Raw genomic sequence first — 15,490 nt, forward strand, 5'->3', positions numbered from 1 at the left:
GCGTCAGTCGAGGATCGGATAGCCGGAGTGGGCGGTCAACTCGCGGAAGAGCTGTTGCAGCCGTTCGAGCACCGGCCGCTCGCCGCCGCCGATCGTCCGGCCGTCGACCTCGGTGACCGCCACGAGTTCGCCCATCGTGCCGGTGCAGAACGCCTCGTCGGCGCGGTAGAGCTCGGCCTGGCTGAAGTCGGCGACTTCGTGGGGAATGTCGTTCTCCCGGCAGAGTTCGAGAACCGTCTCGCGGGTGACGCCCTCCGGGCACGCCCTGCAGTGGCTCGTTGTGACCACGCCGCTTCGCACGATGAAGACGTGGGTGGCGTTCGTCTCGGCGACGAAACCCTGGCGGTCCAGCATCAGGGCGTCATCGGCGCCGGCCGCGTTCGCTTCGATCTTCGCCAGAATGGACTGGATCAGGTTGTTGTGGTGGATCTTCGGGTCCATGCAGTCGGGCGGGAAGCGGCGGATCGACGAAGTGATCAGGCGGATCGGCCGGGATCCGTAGACCGGCGCCTTGTGTTCGGCGAGGACGATCAGCGTCGGTCCCGCGACGTTGAGCCTCGGATCCATGCCGGAAGTGACTTTCGTACCGCGGGTCAGGGTCAGCCGGATGTGGACGTCGTCCCGCATCCCGTTCGCTTCGAGAGTGCGGCGGATCTCGCCGATGACCTCCTCGTGGGTGGGAATCCGGGCGAAGGCCAGGGCAAGCGCCGAGTCCCGCAGACGGTCGAGATGCCGTTCGAGCTTGAAGATCCGGCCGTCGTACAGGCGAAGACCCTCCCAGACCGCGTCGCCCCCCTGGACGGCGGAGTCGAACGGACTGATTCCGGCCTGATCGCGGTGGATCAGGTCGCCGTTGATGTTGATCAGCAGATCCCGGTTCTTTGGGTTCGCCTTCTGGAGCATCGAAGTCGTGCGGTCTTTCGGGTCAGAAGAGGAGCCGGTGCGCGGCGAGGTGATCGTAGTGCTGCTGGCACTCTTCCAGGACGTCCGCGAGGAGGTCGGGTACGGCCTCGTTCTTGGGCCGGTAGGGAGCGAAGCCGGTGCTCTTCTCCACGGCACCGTACCAGTGGGGCGCCCAGACCCCGTCCGTTCCGCGGCGCCCGGGCGGCCAGCTCAGCATCGTCTCGTTGAACTCGGCGCCGACGGCGCGGCACAGGCTCTCCAGGCCGGCGCGCGGGTTGCGCAGCACGTCGGCGGAGTCGATCACCGCGGGCGGCTCGCCGAGCCGTTCCGACTCAAGGTCGAAGAGTTCCCGCTGCTGCGGCAGGCCGGTGTCCGCCAGGGTGGGCTGCGGGAGGATCCGGATCAAGGATGTCAGCATCTCGGCCGGATCGCGGATCAGGAAGACGTTCGTGAGCCGCGAGACCCAGGATCTGTCCGTCTCCGGAAGCAGGTGATGGGCCATGTGTTTCTGGTAGAAGATCGGCCGGTTCTCCGGAGCGTCCTCGGTCAGCCACTTCGTGACCCGCCCCAGGTCGCTGTCGTGATGGGCGAGGATCTCCTGGCGGCCGGGATGGTCGAGACCGTGCTCCAGCAGGTAGTTCGCGTAGAGAGGCTCGTCGCAGACGAAGGTGTCCCGGCGGTTGCCCCAGGCCCTCAGCATGGCCGTCGAGATGTTGCGGGGCCCGGACCACATGGCGATCCGAAGCACCTCGGATCCTGCACCGTCGACCCTGCCCATGCGGCGCATTCTAGGAGCTTGCGCCGCAGAACGCAGCGCCGCACAACGACGCGCAGACCCGGTGATAGCTTGCGCCGATGAGCCGGCGGGCGGAGTTCGAGGAGGCACACCCAGAGGTTCACATTCTGTCGCACCAGCAGGCGGGACGGGTGGATCTGGTCATGGGGGCTCTTGGCTGGTTGGGCGACGAGGAACAAGTGACCGCTTGCTCTACTCTCGGCGGCGACTCGAGTACCGTCATGAGAGTCGAGCTGCAGGAGTTGCGCGGCGGATGGCGCACCGCGGTCCTGAAGCAGTCCTTGCCCTGGCTCCGGCGCGACGAGTCGGTCGCCATGCCGGCTGGCCGGGGGCGTGCCGAGTTCCGCTTCTACCGGCAGGTGGCCCGACTGCCGGAGGCCGCGTCGCACATGCCGCGTCTCCTGGGCGGCGACGAGAAGCGATCGATCCTGCTTCTGGAGGACTGCCGCGGCTCCTCGGACCTGACGGTGCTCTACTGCGGTCGTGTGCTGGACGAGGACGCAGCGGCCGGCCTCGGCTCGTTCCTTCGGGCGCTCCACGAGAGTACGCGTGGATGCGAAGATCGGGAGCTGTCGAATCCGGGCATGAAGGACCTGAACCACCGGCTCCTGTTCGAGGCGCCGTATGGCCTCGCGCCTCCCGTCGGCGAGGGCCTCGGCCCCGACGGTCCCGCGCTCGACCGCCCTGCGCTGGATGAACTCGAGGAGGGCCTTGGGGCGTCGGCGATGGCCATGCGGTCCGATGGGGAGTTCCGGAAAGCGGTGGCGGAACTCGGGGAACGCTACCTCGACTCGGACACCTGTCTCGTGCACGGCACCTTTCATCCGGGCAACTGGCTGCTCCTGCCAGACGGCGACGTCCGCGTCGTCGATCCGCAGTACGGCGAGTGGGGAGATGCCGAGTTCGATGTGGGTACAGGGCTCGCCCATCTGCTGCTTGCCCGGCAGCCCGAGGAGGTTGTCCGGACCTTCCTTTCCGCGGCCGCGGGCCGTTCCGGCGACGAGCGGGAACCTGACGACACCGGCCTCGAGCAACGGGAGGGCGAGCCAGCGGTCGAAGCCGGACCACCCGGCCTCGACCCGGAGTTGGCCGCGCGCTACGCCGGCGTGGAACTCGTGCGGCGCCTGATCGGAGGTGGTCGGGTCCCGTTGACGGGGGACGCTGGAGTTCGAACTGCCTTGTTGGCTACGGCTCGAACGGCGGTGGTCGAGGGACATCTGGAGGTACTGCGAACATGAAGCGATCCCGCGCGCACGCGTCGACGGCCATCGTCGTCACGCTCACGCTGGGCTTGACCCCCGCCTTCGCGCAGACCGGGCACTTCGAGCAGGGCCGGGTGCTAGATGGACCCGGCCATGTCTTGCCGCACCGGGATCGGGTCGAGCCCTTCAACCGCATACTCGAGGAGCGGCTGGAGACGCTTCTTCCGCGGTTGATGCGCGAGACCGGGATCGACATGTGGCTGGTGATCAACCGGGAGTACAACGAGGATCCGGTCTTCTTCAGCCTGGTGCCGCGGCCTGTGTTCGCGGCACGCCGCACGACGATGCTCGTGTTCTTCGACCGCGGGCCGGACAACGGCGGCGTCGAGCTCCTGACCGTCAACCGCTATCCGTACGGCGCTCTGTACGAGTCGGCCTGGGAGGGCGGTGACCTGGAAGAGCAGTGGCAGGGATTGGGCGAGGTGATCGCGGACCGCGACCCGAAGCGCATCGGCATCAACGTCTCGCGCCACTGGCCGGTCGCGGACGGTCTGTCCGCGGCACTGCACGAGCGGCTGCTCGAAGTGCTGACGCCCGGACTCAAGGAACGGGTGACCAGCGCCGAGGAGCTGGTCGTGCGCTGGATCGAGACCCGTAGCCCGCTCCAGATGGAGGCCTACCCGCAGATCGTTTCGCTGGCCCGCGGCGTGATCGCGGAGGCCTTTTCCGAGCGTGTGATCACCCCCGGCGCGACGACCACCGACGATGTCGCCTGGTACATCGCCCAACGCTTTGAGGATCTCGGTCTCGACATCTGGTTCCTGCCCTCGGTCAACGCGCAGCGTCAGGCCACCGATGAGGACGGCGGATGCGGTGCCGATGAGCCCTTCTGCGGCGGGAGCGGCGACTTCGTCATCCATCGCGGCGACGTGCTGCACACGGACGTCGGCATCTGCTACATCGGACTGTGTACCGACACCCAGGAGATGGGATACGTGCTGCGCCTGGGCGAGAGCGAGGCGCCGGCCGGACTCAAGCGAGCGCTGGCGGCGGGCAACCGCTGGCAGGACATCCTGACGGGCGAGTTCCGGACAGGCCGCACCGGCAACGAGATCCTTGCCGCGACGATCTCGATCGCCACCGACGAAGGTCTGCGCTCCAGTACGTACACGCATCCTCTCGGCGTCTTCGGCCACGCTCCGGGGCCGACGATCGGTATGTGGGACAACCAGGGGCCGACGCCGGTGCGCGGCGACTGGCCTCTGTACCCCAACACCGCCTACGCGATTGAGGGCAACGTGAAGGTCGAACTCGAGATGTGGGGCGGCCAGGACGTCCAGATCAAGCTGGAACAGAGCGCGGTCTACGACGGCGACAAGGTCTACTACCTCGCCGGCCGCCAGACCGAGTGGCACCTGGTGCGCTGAGAAGCCTCTAGAAGATCGCGCTCAGCAGGCCGAATCCGGCGCAGACGACGGCCACCAGCCCGCCGACGACGAGCAGCACGACGCCGACGGCGAGGGTCACCGGCAGCGCGATGATCGCGATCGGAATCAGGATCGCGGCCAGCAGGGTCGCGGCGATGAAGCCGATGATCTTGAACGGCAGAAGCACGAGCTTGAAGGCGATCTTCACAACGAATGCGATGGCGGCGAAGACGGCCAGCACGGCGAGGGCGATGGCCCCGAGGGTCAGGATGGTCAGGACTTCCATGTCGAGTTGTACTCCTCCTGTCTCACCACTACGGAGATGAGGCCTAGAGGTTTCGGGGCGCGCTACACTCCCTGGATTCTCGGCTGGAGGTGAGCTCGATGACGATGGACCGCAGACGTTTTCTGCAGACGGGCGCCGTGCTGGGCGCCGCGGCCGCTGCCGGCTGCATGGAGGGTGCAGCGCCCGAGGAGGAGCCCGCTGTCCCGGCCGTGGCCGATCCCCTCTACCGCATCTCCCTGGCCGAATGGTCCTACTTCCGCGAGCTGTTCGGGCCGGGCCTGAGCGCGCTGGCCGACGGGTCCTTCCGGGACGACCCGAGCGTGCTCTACCAGGGTGAACTCGATCACCTGGACTTCCCGGCGCGCGCGCGCAGCCACGGGATCGAGGCGGTCGAGTACGTCAACACCTTCTTCTTCGACCGCGCCCGTGACGAGAAGTACCTGGCGGATCTCAAGTCCCGCTGCGACGGCGAGGGCGTGACCAGCCTTCTGATCATGTGCGACGCGGAGGGCGACATTGGGGCTCCTGACACGGCGGCGCGCGCGCAGTCGGTGGAGAATCACCACAAGTGGGTCGAGGCGGCGGCCTTCCTGGGCTGCCACTCGGTACGCGTCAACGCGGCCAGCGCCGGTTCCTTCGAGGAGCAGCAGAAGCTGGCCGCGGACGGCTTGCGCCAGTTGTGCGAGTACGCCGACGGCTACGACATCGACGTCCTGGTGGAGAACCACGGCTACCTCTCCAGCAACGGCAAGTGGCTCGCCGGCACGATCGCGATGGTCGACCATCCACGGGTCGGGACCCTGCCCGACTTCGGCAACTTCCGGACTTCGTACGAACCCGAAGAGTGGTACGACCGCTACGAGGGCGTCGCCGAGTTGATGCCCTACGCCCGCGCTGTCAGCGCCAAGAGCTACGACTTCGACGAGGCCGGCGACGAAACGACGATCGACTACGGGCAGATGATGCGGATCGTGCTCGACGCGGGCTACCGCGGCTGGGTAGGGATCGAGTTCGAGGGCCGGATGGCGGCCGACGAAGGCATCGTGAAGACGAAGGAACTGCTCGAGCGGCTGCGCGACGATCTGGCGCCCGAGTACGCCTGAACGTCCCTAGCCGGGAAGCCGCACGCTGGCACCGGCGTGCGAGCCCGTCGGTGGGGCGCCCTCGGCCTCGAACACTCGGCCTGGGCTCAGGATGCCCCTCGGGTCGAGCGTGCGCTTGAGCGTCTTCATCAGGGCGATCTCCTCAGCGGTGCGGCTGCGCCCCAGGTGGGCCCGCTTCTCGAAGCCGATGCCGTGTTCGGCCGACACCGAGCCGCCGATTGGCTCAAGGTGTCCGTAGACGATCTCCTCGACCGCGCTGCGCGCCTCGGCGGCGCCGTCGCCGACGGCGACGACGACGTGCAGGTTGCCGTCGCCCAGGTGGCCGAAGACGATGCAGTGGCCGGCGGGCCACCGCTCGGTCAGAGCGGCCTTGATCGCCCCCACGTAGCTTTCCATGTCGGCGATTCGCAGGCTGACGTCGAAGGTGAAGATCGGCGCCAGGTGGTTCATCTGCTCGACGTCGTCGCGCAACGCCCAGATCTCGTCCCGCTCCGCCTTTGACCGGCCGAGCACCGCGTCGCCGATCAGGCCGGCTTCCATGCAGCCTCCGAGCGTCTCCTCGAACTGCGCGGCGTCCTCCTCGGGCCGCGCACCGAGCGACTCCACCAGCACGTAGTAAGGATCGCCGTGCGGAATCGGGGGCGCCGTCCTCGCCTGCGGGCCGGTGACCAGTTCGTAGAACTCGCGCCACATGACCTCGAAGGCGCTCATCGAGCCGCCGATCTCCTCTTCCAGCCGGCGCAGCAGCTCGACCACTTCGGTGAAGCCCGGAACCGCCAGCAGGGCGCAGTCGTGGCTGCGGGGACGCCGCTCCAGGCGCAGGACGACCCGGGTGACGATTCCCAGGGTGCCCTCGGAACCGACGAAGAGGTGTTTCAGGTCATAGCCCGCGTTGTTCTTGACCATCTTGTTCAGGCTCGAGAGCACCGTGCCGTCGGCCAGCACGGTCTCGAGGCCGAGCACCGAGTCGCGGGTCATGCCATAGCGGATCGTCCGGTTGCCTCCGGCGTTGGTCGCCACGTTGCCGCCGATCGTGCATGAGCCGCGCGCGCCCAGGTCGAGCGGAAACAGCAACCCTTCGGCTTCGGCCGCCTCCTGGATGCTCTGCAGCGCGGCACCCGCCTCGACCGTCATCGTCCGGCCGACCGGATCGATCTCCTCGATCGCGGTCATTCGCTCCAGAGTGATGGCGACTTCGAGATCACCGGCGACACCACCGCCGACGAGACCGGTCAACCCACCCTGTGGCACCACCGGCTGCTTTGCGCGATGGCAGGCCGCGAGAGCTGCCGAGAGCTGCTGCGTGGTGCGGGGTCGAAGGACTGCCCGGGCCACGCATGGGACGGTGCCCGAGCCGTCGCCAGCCCTCGCCGTCACCTCGTCGCCGACGAGGAGGCCGTCATCCCCGAGAGCGTCGCGGAGTTCGGCGAGAAGGGCGTCGCTGGAGCGACGTGTGTGATCGGTCATGGCAGTCCGGGGAGCGCGTGGAGCGCGGATCATAGCGAGGCCGACGGTTCCGCTTCACCCCGCCACGCTGTGCTCCCGCTCCCGCAGCCGGATGAGGCATTCCTGACTCGCCGAGGCGATCAGTTCGCCCTGCCGGTTGAACACATGGCCGCGGACGAAGCCGCGGCCGCGCGCCGCGACGGGGCTCTCCTTGCTGAACAGTAGCCACTCGTCGGCGCGGAAGGGGCGGTGGAACCAGAGCGCGTGGTCGAGGCTGGCTCCCTGGACGCGATATCCCTTCATCGATGGACCGTGCGGCTGCATGGACACGGCCATGAAGTCCAGGTCGGACATGTAGGCGAGAAGGGAGAGGTGAACGATGCGGTCGTCCGGCAGGGACTCGCGGCAGCGCAGCCAGGTGTTCTTGCGGGGTTCGGTCGCCGGGCGGTCGCCGCGCGGGAGCATCTGGATGCCCTCGACCTGGCGGCTGTCGATTACGTCGAAACGGTGCGCAAAACGCCGGTAGGAGGGGTCGTCCTTCGCCATCTTTCGGTAGATGTCGCCGTCCGAGGGCAGCTCGTCGGGTGGCGGCACCTCGGGCATGTCGGACTGGTGCTGGAGCCCGCCCTCCTCGACCTGGAAGGAGGACGACATGTTGAAGATCGCCTGACCGTGCTGGATGCCGACGACGCGGCGGGTGGTGAAGCTCGTCCCGTCACGGATGCGATCGACGTCGAACAGGATCGGGCGTTCGGGGTCTCCGCGGCGCAGGAAGTAGGCGTGGATCGAGTGCAGGTGGCGATCCCCGACCGTCCTCGAGGCGGCGACGATCGCCTGGCCCAGCACCTGCCCGCCGAAGACGTGGTTACCCGGGCCGTTCTGCGCCCGGAACAGGTTCTCCTCGATCTGCTCCATCTGCAGCAGGTCGACCATCTCCTGGACGGCGCCGTTCATCGGGGCGGGATGGTAACGGTGCGGCGGAGCCAGTCGCCGAGCTGGCCGAGTTCGGTGAACACGCGCGCGCCGGCCGCGGCGGCTCTGGTCGACTGGTCGCTGTCGCCCGGCGGACGATCGAAGAGCGCCAAAGGCCGTGCATAGCGAAGAGACAGCTCGATCTCGCTCCAGGTGCCGGCGCTGCCCGGCAACGCGACGACGGCGTCGGCAGAGAGGACGTTGATGTGGTTGCGCGAGAACGGACCGGTACCGGCGGCGCCGGACAGCGGCAGGTGGGTGCGGATCACGACCTCCACCCACGGGTTGGGGTAGCCGTCGGGCGAGCCGTCGCCTTCCTCATGGCTCGGAACGATTCCCAGGCACAGACCCTCCCGGTCCTCGGTTTCAGCGAAAGCGCGGCTCGTGGCCGTCATCGTGCCGCGGCCGGCGCCGGTCAGCAGATGCCAGCCGTTCCCGGCGATCGCCCGGCCCAGGGGCGCGGCCAGATCCTCGTGGCTTTCGGTGCCCGAACCCATCACGCCGACGATGGGGCGCCGCTCGACTACTGCGACTTGCCCCGGGCGCTGATCGGCCACAGCTCCTCCACCCGGCCGTTCCGCACCGGGTAGTACACGTCGTAGAGGTTGACGGTCGGATCGCAGTGCGGCGTGACGCACCAGAGACGGTCGCCGAGCTGGGGCGGCCGGGTCGCTTCGGTAATCCGGAGGATGCCGTGCTCGTCGCCGCCCCAGCCGTAGACGACCCCGGCGAGGTCGGCGAGTTGGGGGCGGTCGGCGTCCGAGGCGAACGCCTTGTAGCCCCCATCCGTCGTGATCAACTCCGGCACCGGCTGGCTGATTGCCGTGACTTGGACGAAGAGCGAGGTCTCGAAGTCGTCGAAGATGTCGCTGCTGCGGCTGCCGATCCGCCGGTACTGCTCGTCCATGAACAGGTAGGAACCGACCTGGAGATCGGTCATGCCGTCGACCTGTGAGTCGATGTCCCAGGTGCCGGTGCCGCCGCCGGTCAGGACGCTGATCTCGATGCCGTCCGCCTCGATCAGTCGCTTCGTCTCGACCGCGGCCTCGAGCGCGGCTAGCGAACGCTCCTGCCGTTCGGCGTGGCCGTGGACGTGCATCAGGTGGCCGGCGTATGCCTGGAGGCCGCGGAGATCGAGGTTGGACAGACCGCCGATCGTCCGTGCCAGTTGGAGGGCCGGTTCGCCGGTGGCGATCCCGGTGCGCCGGGTGCCGACATCGAGGTCGACGAGCACCCGCTGGGTGACGTCCGCGTCCGCGGCCGCCTCGTTCAGCCGTTCCGCCGCCGCGCGGTTGTCGACCACCAGCGCGACTTCCGAGCTCTTCTTCGACAGGGCGACGACCCGGCCGATCTTGTCCCGGGTCACGACGGGTGAGGTGATGAGCACCTCCTCGATTCCGGCCTCGACCATGACCTCCGCCTCGCTGACCTTGGCGCAGCAGACGCCGACCGCTCCCATCTCGATCTGGCGTTTGGCCAGCAGCGGACACTTGTGGGTCTTTGTGTGCGGGCGAAGCCCGATGCCCTGCTCTTCGGCGTGGGCCGCCATCTTCGCCAGATTCAGTTCCATCGTGGCGACATCGATGAGCAACGCCGGGGTCGGAATGTCCTCTACCGCGAGGGGTCTGTCGAGCGGAATCGCTTCGTGGCTCAAGACGGGCTCCGGCGCGCCTCCGGTGAGGCCTGAACTGCAGGCGACGGACGCGCCGCCGGCCGCACCGACCGCCCCCAGGAATGCGCGTCGCGTGGTGTGGTGCGCCATTCGAAGCTGCGACTATAGCCCCGCGCCTCAGTATTCTGGGCGTGGCCCATGAAGATCGCCACCGGTTCCCTGGTCCTGTTTGCCGCGGCTCTGTCTGCCCAGCCGTCGCCGGACCGGACGTTCGTGGAGGAGGTCGACGTCGCGGAGTCGTCGGTGGTCATCGAGCTGCCCCGGCTCGGCAAGGTGCCGCCTGACGAGTTCGAGCCGGATGACTTCGTGGTCGAGGTGAATGGGAAGCGTCGCCGCGTGACTGGTGTCTCGGCGCTCGACCTGAAGGCGAACCCGCGGCCGGTTCTCGTCTACATCGATGCCGTGCTCTCGAAGCCCGAAACGGTCCGTCTCGGCGCCGGGGCGCTGGCGCGGCAGGCGCGGCCCCTGACCGCGCTGGGCCCGGTCGAGATCGCGGTCGACGACGGTGCGCCGGGCGGCGCGGAGCTGCGACTCGGTGCGTCGACGAAGCCGCGGGCGGTGCAGACGGCTCTTCAGGAGATTGCCGGCGCGGGTCTGGGCCGGGATGCCTACTTCGACTCGGAGAACCGGCCCTCCAACCTGCCGACGGACGTCGATGTGATGCTCGGATCGGTCGATCGCCTGCTGGCTGAGGCCGTTCCTCGCTGCGGCGATCCGCCGTGCTTCCTGTTCTGGCTCAGCGACGGGTTTCTCGCCCTGGACAACGACGGTGTGCGGGCCGCCGATGACTTGGCGGCGGGTCTGTCCGGCCACGGATGGATCGTGGTCGCCATGGCGCTCCACATACCTACACCGGATCCGGACTTCGGCGAGCCGAGGCCGGTCAGCTTCGAACAGTGGAAGGCGTTGATGCCCGGGGTCAAGATGCCCCCTTCGGCGGGCGATCCCAGCCGCCTGCGGGGTCTCGCGGCGAACAGCTTCGACTTCTACGTCGAGCCGCGGTACGAACCGCTGCGCTGGGCAGCGGTCGCCTCTTGCGGGGCCGCGCTGCGGGTCGAGCCTCAGTTGGAGGCCGAGTTCGAGCGACTGGAACGGCGCCTGCTACTGCGCTTCGCCTCGGGGGAGGACCCGGTAGATGAGGATCCGTACGGCGCTCTTCTGCCGGTCGAGGCGCGCCTGGCGGAAGTGTCGCGGTTTGCCGACCGCCGGAAGTTCAAGAGGTGGCTCGGACTAGTGCCGGCCGAGGAGCGGCTGCGGTACGGGCGCTGGGTGCGGCGCGCCCCCTGACCTCGCTAGAACGTCAGGAGATCGACCAGGTCGGGCGCCGCGAAGAACAGCGCCAGCGACAGCAGCGCGGTGAGCACGAGCGGTAGGACGCAGAGCAGCGGCGCTTCGGCGATCTTCCCTGGACCGCCTCCGTCTCCGCCCGGCGGCGTTGCGAAGAAGCCCCGGACGACGATCGGCATCAGGTAGAAGACGGCGAGGAGTGAGCTCAGCATCAGCACGCCCAGCAACGCGGCCTGTCCCGCGAAGCCGGTCTCGAGCGCGCCGACCATCAGGTACCACTTGGCCCAGGAACCGCCGAGGGGTGGGATGCCGATGATCGAGAGCGAGGCGACGAAGAAGGCGGCGAAGGTCCAGGGCATCGTCCGGCCCAGGCCATCGAGTTCGCTGACCTTCTTCTTGTGGGTGGCGACCAGGATCGCGCCGGCGCAGAAGAAGAGGGTGATCTTGCCGGCCGCGTGCATCGCGATCTGCATGCCGCCCGCGAGGATGCCGGTGGCGGTCGCCATCGCCGCGCCGAGGACGATGTAGGCGAGCTGGCTGATCGTGGAGTAGGCCAGGCGCGCCTTCAGGTTGTCGTGCCGGATCGCGACCACCGCGGCCATCAGCATGGTGAAGGAGGCGATCGTCATCAGTGCGAGGGATCCCGTGCTGCCGCGGAGCAGGTCGAGGCCGAAGACGTAGACGACGACCTTGAGGATGGCGAACACGCCGGCCTTGACCACCGCCACGGCGTGCAGCAGCGCGCTGACCGGAGTCGGCGCGACCATCGCGTTCGGCAGCCAGCGGTGGAAGGGCATGAGGGCCGCTTTGCCGGCGCCGAAGGCGTAGAGCAGCAGGAGAACCGTGACCATGCCGGAACTCGTGTCCGCGGCGAGGATGCCGCCGGGCGCAAACTCGACCGTGCCGGTCAGCCTCCAGGTGAACAGGATGGCGAACAGCAGGAAGGAGATCGACGTGAAGAGCAGGATGCCGAGATAGACGCGTCCCGCGCGCCTCGCCTCGCCTGTGCCGTGGTGGGTGACGAGCGGGAAGGTGAGAAGCGTAAGCGCCTCGTAGAACAGGAACAGGGTGAACAGGTTGCGGGCGAAGGCGATGCCGATCGCGGCGAAGATCGAGAGCGCGAAGAAGGTGAAGAAGCGGGTCTGGTTCCGTTCGTGGTGGCCGCGCATGTAGCCGACGGCGTAGATCGACGTGGCGATCCACAGGCCGCTGGCGACGAGCCCGTAGAGCAGGCCGAGCGGCTCGACCTGGAACGCCAGTTCGACTCCTGGCAGCACCTCGAACAGGACGAGTTCCGGCCGGCCGCCTCGCAGAACGTCGCCGCCGAGTTGCCAGACGGCGGCGAACGTCCCGACGCCGATCAATGCCGTCGCCAGGTCGCGCAGGTTCGGATGCTTGAGGCGGCCGAAGACCTGGCAGGAGACCGCCGCCGCCACAGGCAGCAGCAACGCGGCCGCAATCGTCGTCCCGGAGTTCATCGATGCGGCCTCAGATGCCGCCCTGGAGCAGGAGTTCGGCCGCCTCGGCGGCGACGCCGTAGGTCCAGTCCGTGGTCAGCCCGAAGACGACGGCGGCCGCGATGAGGATCCAGGTCGGCGCGACCATCGAGAAAGGCGCTTCCCGCACCTTGTCGATCGGTTGGGTCGCCGGCGGCGTGCGGAAGTAAAGGGCCTCGACCACCCGCCCCACGTAGACCAGGGCGAGCAGTGAACTCAACAGAATCAGCACCGCCGCCGCGGTCCAGCCGCGTTCCAGCACGCCGGACACGAGGTACCACTTGCTCACGAAACCGACGGTGCCCGGAACGCCGATCAGGCTCAGGCCCCCGATGACCAGCGCGGCGGACGAGAGCGGCATGCGGCGGCCGACGCCGGCGAGCGCGTCCAGGTGGACGGAGCCGACCCGGTAGAGCAGGCAGGCGACGACCAGGAACAGCCCGCCCTTCATCACCGCGTGGTTGAACAGGTGGACCAGACCGCCCGCCAGACCGACGGCGTTGGCGGTCGACAGGCCAAGGGTCATGTAGCCGATCTGGGCGACGCTCGAGTAGGCCAGCAGCCGCCGCAGGTCCGTCTGGAAGATCGCCGCGCCCGAGGCCAGGAACATGGCCAGGATCGACAGCGGCATGAGCACCACATGCAGTTGCAGCTCCCCGAACACGAAGGGTGCGCCGAAGATCGTGAAGAGGATCATCGCCAGCAGGTAGAAGGACACCTTCGTCGCGGTCGCGGCGAGGAAGGCGCTCACCTTGGGCGGCGCGAAGGAGTACGCGTTCGGCAGCCAGTGGTGCAGGGGGAAGACCGCCAGCTTGATCGAGATGCCGACGACCAGAAGCGCAAGTGCAAGCAGCGTGCTGCGATCGTCGAGCGACGGCTCGAGGCGGGCCGCGATGTCGCGCAGGTTCAGGGTGCCCGTCGCCTGGTAGAGCAGGCCGACGCCGAGCATGAAGAAGACGCCGCCGATCGTGCCCATGACCAGGTAGTAGAAAGCGGACATCACTGCACGCCGGTGGCCGCCGAGGCTGACGAGGATGTAGGACGACAGCGACGAGATCTCGAGGAACACGAAGATGTTGAAGGCGTCGCCCGTGATCGTGATCCCGAGCAGCCCGGAGATGCAGAGCAGGAAGACGGCGTAGTAGAGGTGGCGTCGCCTCTCCGGCACCCGGTGCGGGCCGCCGCTCGAGTGGAAGCTCAGCACGACGAGGGCCATCGCCGTGACCAGGACCAGCAGGTAGGCGTTGATCACCGACACGCGGTACTCGATGCCGAGCGGCGGCGGCCAGCCGCCGAGCTGGTAGGAGATGACATTGCCGCCGCGCACTTCGACCAGAAGCGCCACGGCGATCGCGAAGCACGCGGCGACGACCCCGAGGCTGAACAGGCGGGTCACGCGCGGGTGTCGCAGCAGCACGCACGCCGGCGCCGCCAGCAGCGGCAGGACGACCGCGAGGACGACGATCTGGTCCCTCACGCCGGAACTCTCATCCGTGCTCCATGTCCCACGCGACCGCCTCGTCCTCCTCGACGGTGCCGTACTCGCCGTGGATACGCACGGCCAAGGCCAGGGCCAGGGCGGTCGTGGCGACGCCGACCACGATCGCGGTCAGCATCAGTACGTGGGGCAGGGGGTTCGAGTAGACGACCTCTGCCGTGCCGTGGCCGCCGCCGTGTTCCGCGCCCTCCTGCACGATCGGCGCCGTGCCGCCGGCCACCTTCGCCATCGTCACGTAGAAGAGGATCGCCGCCGCCTGGAAGATGTTGAGCCCCATCACCTTCTTGACCAGGTTGTCGCGCGCGATGACGATGTAGAGCCCGACCATCATCAGCGCGATGATGAGCCAGTAGGCCCAGAGCCCGGAGATGGCCTCGGGCAGGCTCATGGCGTGTCTCCCGGCGCTTCGGCGGCTCCCGCGCCGCCGGGGCGGCGGCTCACGAACGCGTAGTAGACGCGCATGATGGTCGACGCGACGGCGATGCCGACGCCGAGCTCGATGGCGATGATCCCCAGGTGCTGGCCGTGATGGCCTGTCGTCAGCGGATCGAGAGCCGAGTAGTCCAGGAACTCGCCGCCCAGGAACATCGCCACCACGCCGACGGCGCCGTAGAGCAGGACGCCGGCGGCCATCAGCCGCTCGGTCAGGATCGGCGGAACGACGCGCCGCAGCGCGCCCAGGCCGAAGATCAGCGCGTAGACGATGAGCCCCGCGGCGAAGATGACGCCGGCCTGAAACCCGCCCCCCGGGCCGAAGTCGCCGTGAAACTGCACGTAGAGGCCGAACAGCAGGATCATCGGCACGAGAGCGCGTGCGATGACGCGCAGCACCGGCATCTCGCGGACGCGGGAGGTGGGTTTCACGACTCTTCTTCCTTCCCGCGCCGGTGCAGACCCCCCAGCAGCAGGGCCACGCCGACGCCGGCAGTGAAGATGACGACGACTTCGCCCAGGGTGTCGTAGCCACGGAAGCTGGCGAGGATCGCGGTCACGATGTTCGGGATGTGGATCTTCTCCTCGGTCTGGGCGATCAGGTCCGGTGCCAGGTGGTGGTGGATGACGGCCTCCGGATCGCCGTAGACCGGCATGCCCCAGGTGCCGTAGATCAGCGCCGCCCCGGTGGCGACGACGATCACCAGCGGCAGGAGGCGGTTCCGTTCCTGCTTCTCCCGCCGCGAGGTCAGGCTCAGGGCGCCGAGAAAGAGAACCGTGCTGACTCCCGCGCCCACCGCGGCCTCGGTGAAGGCGACGTCGACCGCGTCCATCAGCACGAACAGGCCGGCCGCCAGCAGGCTGGCGATGCCGGTCAGCATGGCGGCGGCGAAGAGGTCCTTCAGTCTCGCCACGACGATGACGGTCGCGAGCAACAGCAGCATGAGCAGCAGTTCGACCGGCGGCATCG

At 68.3% G+C, this 15,490-nt stretch carries 16 protein-coding genes; 4 read left to right on the forward strand and 12 right to left on the reverse strand.

Annotation, left to right across the window (positions count from 1 at the left end):
* Positions 1 to 3 precede the first annotated feature (3 nt).
* Positions 4 to 903 carry an aminotransferase class IV gene (locus OXG83_01475; protein MCY3963680.1) on the reverse strand — a complete coding sequence of 300 codons (900 nt, stop codon included), beginning with the start codon at positions 901 to 903 and terminating at the stop codon, positions 4 to 6.
* A gap of 22 nt (positions 904 to 925) precedes the next feature.
* Positions 926 to 1,681 (reverse strand): HAD family hydrolase, encoded by a 756-nt coding sequence (locus OXG83_01480; GenBank protein ID MCY3963681.1) that lies wholly within the window; start codon positions 1,679 to 1,681, stop codon positions 926 to 928.
* A 77-nt stretch (positions 1,682 to 1,758) separates the two neighbouring features.
* Between OXG83_01480 and OXG83_01485 the strand changes: the two genes are divergently transcribed.
* A complete protein-coding gene (locus OXG83_01485; protein ID MCY3963682.1) occupies positions 1,759 to 2,937 on the forward strand; it encodes a phosphotransferase in 1,179 nt (392 codons plus the stop codon).
* Positions 2,934 to 4,328: a M24 family metallopeptidase gene (locus tag OXG83_01490; protein ID MCY3963683.1), complete on the forward strand. Its 1,395-nt coding sequence runs from the start codon at positions 2,934 to 2,936 to the stop codon at positions 4,326 to 4,328. The genes OXG83_01485 and OXG83_01490 overlap by 4 nt, the downstream gene beginning before the upstream one ends.
* Before the next feature lie 7 nt (positions 4,329 to 4,335).
* Here OXG83_01490 and OXG83_01495 read toward each other — a convergent pair whose 3' ends face one another.
* Positions 4,336 to 4,614: a hypothetical protein gene (locus OXG83_01495; GenBank protein ID MCY3963684.1), complete on the reverse strand. Its 279-nt coding sequence runs from the start codon at positions 4,612 to 4,614 to the stop codon at positions 4,336 to 4,338.
* Positions 4,615 to 4,718: 104 nt separating this feature from the next.
* Between OXG83_01495 and OXG83_01500 the strand changes: the two genes are divergently transcribed.
* A complete protein-coding gene (locus OXG83_01500) occupies positions 4,719 to 5,717 on the forward strand; it encodes a sugar phosphate isomerase/epimerase (GenBank protein MCY3963685.1) in 999 nt (332 codons plus the stop codon).
* 6 nt (positions 5,718 to 5,723) lie between these two features.
* Here the strand turns inward: OXG83_01500 and OXG83_01505 are convergent, their stop codons facing one another.
* The 4 genes from OXG83_01505 to OXG83_01520 are packed head-to-tail and all read right to left on the reverse strand — an operon-like array spanning position 5,724 to position 9,897.
* Positions 5,724 to 7,184, reverse strand: a complete 1,461-nt coding sequence (locus OXG83_01505) for an FAD-binding oxidoreductase (protein ID MCY3963686.1) — start codon at positions 7,182 to 7,184, stop codon at positions 5,724 to 5,726.
* A 54-nt stretch (positions 7,185 to 7,238) separates the two neighbouring features.
* Positions 7,239 to 8,117, reverse strand: a complete 879-nt coding sequence (locus OXG83_01510; protein MCY3963687.1) for an acyl-CoA thioesterase II — start codon at positions 8,115 to 8,117, stop codon at positions 7,239 to 7,241.
* Positions 8,114 to 8,692 carry a molybdenum cofactor carrier protein gene (locus OXG83_01515; protein ID MCY3963688.1) on the reverse strand — a complete coding sequence of 193 codons (579 nt, stop codon included), beginning with the start codon at positions 8,690 to 8,692 and terminating at the stop codon, positions 8,114 to 8,116. Before OXG83_01515 ends, OXG83_01510 begins: the two co-directional genes overlap by 4 nt.
* Positions 8,659 to 9,897, reverse strand: a complete 1,239-nt coding sequence (locus OXG83_01520; protein ID MCY3963689.1) for a DSD1 family PLP-dependent enzyme — start codon at positions 9,895 to 9,897, stop codon at positions 8,659 to 8,661. The genes OXG83_01515 and OXG83_01520 overlap by 34 nt, the downstream gene beginning before the upstream one ends.
* Before the next feature lie 48 nt (positions 9,898 to 9,945).
* Here OXG83_01520 and OXG83_01525 point away from each other — a divergent pair, with 48 nt between their 5' ends.
* Complete coding sequence (locus OXG83_01525) at positions 9,946 to 11,094, forward strand: hypothetical protein (protein MCY3963690.1); 1,149 nt, start codon at positions 9,946 to 9,948, stop codon at positions 11,092 to 11,094.
* A 5-nt stretch (positions 11,095 to 11,099) separates the two neighbouring features.
* On the opposite strand, the gene OXG83_01530 is transcribed toward OXG83_01525, so the two are convergent.
* The 5 genes from OXG83_01530 to OXG83_01550 are packed head-to-tail and all read right to left on the reverse strand — an operon-like array spanning position 11,100 to position 15,488.
* Complete coding sequence (locus OXG83_01530) at positions 11,100 to 12,572, reverse strand: proton-conducting transporter membrane subunit (GenBank protein ID MCY3963691.1); 1,473 nt, start codon at positions 12,570 to 12,572, stop codon at positions 11,100 to 11,102.
* Positions 12,573 to 12,582: 10 nt separating this feature from the next.
* The gene (locus OXG83_01535; GenBank protein ID MCY3963692.1) at positions 12,583 to 14,067 is read right to left on the reverse strand and encodes a monovalent cation/H+ antiporter subunit D family protein; all 1,485 of its coding nucleotides are present in this window, start codon (positions 14,065 to 14,067) and stop codon (positions 12,583 to 12,585) included.
* Between the two features lie 10 nt (positions 14,068 to 14,077).
* Positions 14,078 to 14,476 (reverse strand): cation:proton antiporter subunit C, encoded by a 399-nt coding sequence (locus OXG83_01540; protein ID MCY3963693.1) that lies wholly within the window; start codon positions 14,474 to 14,476, stop codon positions 14,078 to 14,080.
* Positions 14,473 to 14,952: a Na(+)/H(+) antiporter subunit B gene (locus tag OXG83_01545; GenBank protein MCY3963694.1), complete on the reverse strand. Its 480-nt coding sequence runs from the start codon at positions 14,950 to 14,952 to the stop codon at positions 14,473 to 14,475. Before OXG83_01545 ends, OXG83_01540 begins: the two co-directional genes overlap by 4 nt.
* On the reverse strand, positions 14,949 to 15,488 hold the full coding sequence (locus tag OXG83_01550; GenBank protein ID MCY3963695.1) for a DUF4040 domain-containing protein: 540 nt from the start codon (positions 15,486 to 15,488) through the stop codon (positions 14,949 to 14,951). Before OXG83_01550 ends, OXG83_01545 begins: the two co-directional genes overlap by 4 nt.
* Positions 15,489 to 15,490: the final 2 nt, after the last annotated feature.

The organism is Acidobacteriota bacterium (genome assembly GCA_026707545.1).
Classification (GTDB): domain Bacteria; phylum Acidobacteriota; class Thermoanaerobaculia; order Multivoradales; family Multivoraceae; genus Multivorans.

Bases quoted from the DNA above. Each gene is read 5' to 3' on its own strand.
- OXG83_01475 (MCY3963680.1), bottom strand. From the start codon at position 903: ATGCTCCAGAAGGCGAACCCAAAGAACCGGGATCTGCTGATCAACATC.
- OXG83_01480 (MCY3963681.1), bottom strand. From the start codon at position 1,681: ATGGGCAGGGTCGACGGTGCAGGATCCGAGGTGCTTCGGATCGCCATG.
- OXG83_01485 (MCY3963682.1), top strand. From the start codon at position 1,759: ATGAGCCGGCGGGCGGAGTTCGAGGAGGCACACCCAGAGGTTCACATT.
- OXG83_01490 (MCY3963683.1), top strand. From the start codon at position 2,934: ATGAAGCGATCCCGCGCGCACGCGTCGACGGCCATCGTCGTCACGCTC.
- OXG83_01495 (MCY3963684.1), bottom strand. From the start codon at position 4,614: ATGGAAGTCCTGACCATCCTGACCCTCGGGGCCATCGCCCTCGCCGTG.
- OXG83_01500 (MCY3963685.1), top strand. From the start codon at position 4,719: ATGGACCGCAGACGTTTTCTGCAGACGGGCGCCGTGCTGGGCGCCGCG.
- OXG83_01505 (MCY3963686.1), bottom strand. From the start codon at position 7,184: ATGACCGATCACACACGTCGCTCCAGCGACGCCCTTCTCGCCGAACTC.
- OXG83_01510 (MCY3963687.1), bottom strand. From the start codon at position 8,117: ATGAACGGCGCCGTCCAGGAGATGGTCGACCTGCTGCAGATGGAGCAG.
- OXG83_01520 (MCY3963689.1), bottom strand. From the start codon at position 9,897: ATGGCGCACCACACCACGCGACGCGCATTCCTGGGGGCGGTCGGTGCG.
- OXG83_01525 (MCY3963690.1), top strand. From the start codon at position 9,946: ATGAAGATCGCCACCGGTTCCCTGGTCCTGTTTGCCGCGGCTCTGTCT.
- OXG83_01530 (MCY3963691.1), bottom strand. From the start codon at position 12,572: ATGAACTCCGGGACGACGATTGCGGCCGCGTTGCTGCTGCCTGTGGCG.
- OXG83_01540 (MCY3963693.1), bottom strand. From the start codon at position 14,476: ATGAGCCTGCCCGAGGCCATCTCCGGGCTCTGGGCCTACTGGCTCATC.
- OXG83_01550 (MCY3963695.1), bottom strand. From the start codon at position 15,488: ATGCCGCCGGTCGAACTGCTGCTCATGCTGCTGTTGCTCGCGACCGTC.